At 65.6% G+C, this 3,852-nt stretch carries 3 protein-coding genes; 1 reads left to right on the top strand and 2 read right to left on the bottom strand.

Translation table 11 applies throughout. From position 1 onward, the window contains the following. Nucleotides 1-219: 219 nt before the first annotated feature. Nucleotides 220-2,148, bottom strand: a complete 1,929-nt coding sequence (gene htpG / locus LJE63_08515) for a molecular chaperone HtpG (protein MCG6906654.1) — start codon at nt 2,146-2,148, stop codon at nt 220-222. A gap of 180 nt (nt 2,149-2,328) precedes the next feature. On the opposite strand from htpG, the gene manA reads away from it, so the two are divergent. After that, a complete protein-coding gene (gene manA, locus LJE63_08510) occupies nt 2,329-3,546 on the top strand; it encodes a mannose-6-phosphate isomerase, class I (protein ID MCG6906653.1) in 1,218 nt (405 codons plus the stop codon). A gap of 30 nt (nt 3,547-3,576) precedes the next feature. On the opposite strand, the gene LJE63_08505 is transcribed toward manA, so the two are convergent. Next, the coding region (locus tag LJE63_08505; GenBank protein ID MCG6906652.1) for a hypothetical protein at nt 3,577-3,852 on the bottom strand (276 nt) is incomplete at its 5' end.

The raw sequence follows: 3,852 nt of genomic DNA, 5'->3' as shown, positions 1-3,852 counted from the left end.
CTGCGACGTACAGTAGTACGCCTCGCTCCTCGAGATTTGCGCGCCTTGAACTTGGGCTTTTTACAAAACTGTCTGATTTCTTATTTTTACCGGTTCTTCTCGCTTGGGGCGTCGATTTTTTCGAAGTTGAGCCGCCCACTTACCACACTCCTCGGGGAATGTCACGGACTAGTTGGCTGCCGGCAGCTGTCTCCGTTCGGGGTTCGCGCACTGCAGCCCTCACTTCAGGCTCTCGGCCATCAGCTCGCCCACCAGACGGTTGAAGTGGGCGGGGTTTGCGGGCTTGCCGCCCTCGGCGATCAGGGCCAGGTCCAGCAAGAGTGCGCTGTAGTCCCTGAGGACCGGAGACTCGGGCTCGGCCTCGTAGAGCGCCTTGATCCCGGCCAGCAGCGGATGGTCCATATTGAGCTCCAGCACGCGCTTGACCTCCGGGGGGCTTTGCCCGGCCGCCCGCAGGATTTTTTCCATGTAGGCGCTCATGTCGGAGTTTTCGCCGGAAAGACAGGCGACCGAATCCTTGAGGTGCGAGGAGGGCTTGACGGCCTTGACCCGGTCCTGCAACTGGGTGCGGATGAACCCGAAAAGGCCCTGGAAAGCCTCTTCCCGGGTCTCGCCGCCGGCCGCCAGCTCCAGATCGCCCTTCTCGGCGCTCTGCAGCGGCTTGCCGTCGTATTCGCCCAGAGCCTGGACCACCCACTCGTCCACCGGGTCGGTCATCAGCAGAACTTCGATGTTCTCGTCCCGCAGCCTCTCCAGATGGGGGCTGTCGGTCAGGGTCTTGAGATTGTCGCCGGTGATGTAGTAGATCTGCTTCTGATCCGGTAGCATGCCCGCGACGTACTCTTTGAGAGACACCAGACGGTCGGCGGAGCGGGTGGTTTTAAAGCGCGCCAGCTCGGCCAGACGATCGCGGTTGGCCGGGTCGCTGTGGATGCCCAGCTTGAGCACCGGCCCGAAGGCCTCGTAGAAGGTCTTGTAGGTCTCGGGGTCCATCTGGGTCAGGTGATCGAAGAGCTTTTTGACGAGATTGCGCCGGATGTGGGCCACCAGGGCGTCCTGCTGCAGAATTTCGCGGCTGATGTTGAGGTTGAGGTCCGGCGCGTCCACCACACCCTTGACAAAGCGGAAGTATTCGGGGATCAGTTCACGGCAGTCGTCCATGATAAAGACCCGTTTGCAGTAAAGCCGGACGCCGTGGCGGAAGTCCGCCTGGAAAAAATCCAGCGGGGCCTTGGAGGGGATGTAGAGCAGCGCGCTGAATTCGGTGCGGCCCTCCATGCGCAGGTGCAGGTGGGTGAGCGGCGGGTTCCAGTCGTGGCTCAGATGGGTGTAGAACTCCTTGTACTCCTCGTCGCTGACATCCTGGCGGTTGCGGGTCCAGATGGCCTTCATGGAGTTGAGGGTTTCGTCCTTGAAGACCTTGCGGGTGGTGGGCCCCAGGGGCTTGCCGGCCTGGTCGCGGAGGATCTCGCCCTCGGGCAGCGGCTCCTCGGTTTCCACCGCCATCACGATGGGGTAGCCGACGAAATCGGAGTGCTCCTTGACGATCCGGCGCAGGGTCCAGGGGTCGGTGAAATCCGGGGCCTCGGCCTCCAGTTGCTTGAGCTTGAGGGTGACGGTGGTGCCGCGGCCCTCGCGGGTCGCGGGCTCCACCGTGTAGCTGCCGTCGCCGCTGGACTCCCAGCACACGGCGGTTTGGGCGCCGGCCGCGCGGGTCACCAGGGTGACCTTTTCGGCCACGATGAAGGCGCTGTAAAAGCCCACCCCGAACTGGCCGATCAGTTCGGGTGAAACGCTTTCCGCGGATTTGGCGGCGGCAAGGGCCGCCATGAAATCGGCGCTGCCGCTCTTGGCGATGGTGCCGATGTTTTCCAGGACCTCCTCATAGGTCATGCCGATGCCGTTGTCGGCGATCTCCAAGGTGCGCGCGGCCGGGTCGGGGGTCAGCCGGATCTGGAACTCCGCGCCGTCGTCCAGCAGCCCGGGTTCGGTCTGCGACCTGAAGCGCAGCTTGTCGATGGCATCCGATGCGTTGGAGATCAACTCGCGCAGAAAGATTTCGCGATTGGCGTAAAGAGAGTTGATGATCAGCTTCATCAGCTGCTGGATTTCGGTCTGAAACTGGCGGGTTTCACGCTGGGTTTGCATTCGGTCTCCTTTAAGGTTTTTGGGTTGAAATCTGGGCGGTTGCGAGGCCTTGGGCCACCTTTCGGGCCGGCCTAAAAATGGGCGCAATAACCCGGTTGTCAACCCGCCCGCGCCAAAATCCGGCCCCGCCGCGGGCGCTCCCCCCGCGGACGGCGGCAGCCGCTTGCCAGGAGGTTTGCCATGAAGGCCATCGCGCGCATGCAAAACACGATTCAGCCCTACGCCTGGGGCTCCCGGACGGCCATTGCCGAACTGTGCGGTGAGCCGTCGCCGGCCGCCGAACCCCAGGCCGAGCTGTGGATCGGCGCCCACCCCAAGGCGCCCTCGCGGGTGCGCGTCCACGGGCGCTGGGTGCCGCTCACCGAGTTGATCGCCGCGGACCCCGAAGGTATTCTGGGGGCTGCGGCGGCGCGCTTCCACGGGGAGCTGCCCTATCTGTTGAAGGTCCTGGCGGCCGAGCGCCCCCTCTCGATCCAGGCCCATCCCAGCCGGGCCCAGGCCCGGGAAGGGTTCGCCCGCGAAAACCGGCTGAAGATCCCCCTGGACGCCCCCCAGCGCAACTATCGGGACGCCAACCACAAGCCGGAGTGCATCTGCGCACTCACATCGTTTTGGGCCCTGAGCGGGTTTCGCGCCCCGAGAGAGATCCTGGCGCGTCTATCGCAGGTGCTGCCGCCCCAGGCCGCCGGAGCGCTGCAGGAGCTGGCGCGCAGGGATGCCGGCGACGGGCTGAGACGCTTTTTTGTCTGGCTGATGACCCTGCCCGCCGCCCGGCGCCGGCCCTTGGTGGCCACCGCCGCGGGGCAGGCGGCCGCTCTGGCCGATCGAGACCCGGCGTTCGACTGGGTGCGGCGCCTGCAAGGGGAATACCCGGGGGACGCCGGCGTGCTGGCCCCGCTGATGCTCAACCTCGTGCGGCTGGCCCCCGGCGAGGCCCTTTTTCTGCCGGCCGGAGAGCTGCACGCCTACCTGGAGGGGGTCGGCATTGAGCTGATGGCCAACTCCGACAATGTCCTGCGCGGCGGGTTGACCCCCAAGCACGTGGATCTGCCGGAACTGCTGCGGGTGTTGACCTTCGCCGAGCGCAAGATCGAGGTCCTGCGCCCCGTGCCGGCGGGGCCCTGCGAAGGGCGCTACGCCAGCCGCGCCGAGGAGTTCCAGCTGGCGGTGCTCACCGTCGACGATAAACAGACCTACAGCGCCCCCGCCCGCCGCAGCGTCGAAATCCTGCTGTGCGTGGAAGGCGAGGGGCGCCTGGGGGACCCGGCCGGGGCGGGGGAGGTGGCGCTGCGCCGGGGGCAGTCGGCGTTGATCCCGGCGGCCGCCGGGGCCTACCGGCTGAGCGGCGCCGGGCGTTTTTACAAGGCCGGGCTGCCGGAGGCCGCGCCGCTGGGCTGAGGCCCCCGGAGGCGTCGAGGGAGGGGGCCCTCAGGCGTCGGGATCCGCATCCTTGAGAAACAGGTCGTGGTACTCCGGCTCGCTGAGGTGGGTTTTCATCAGGCGCGTCAGCAGGGAGAAAAGGTCCTCCAATTCGGCGTCGCTCATGCGCTTGACCAGGGTCTGGATGAAGGCGTCATCGGAAAATTTCTGGAGGTAGAAGACCACGGTGCTCTCGTCGGTGGGGCGGTCGAAGCCGAAACCGACAAAACCGTCGTAGGTCTCCACAAAATCGTGGGTGTGCTTGGGCATGGCGAATCCTTGACA

This window comes from Desulfobacteraceae bacterium (genome assembly GCA_022340425.1).
Lineage (GTDB): Bacteria > Desulfobacterota > Desulfobacteria > Desulfobacterales > JAABRJ01 > JAABRJ01.
This window is presented reverse-complemented; position numbering and strand designations above follow the sequence as displayed.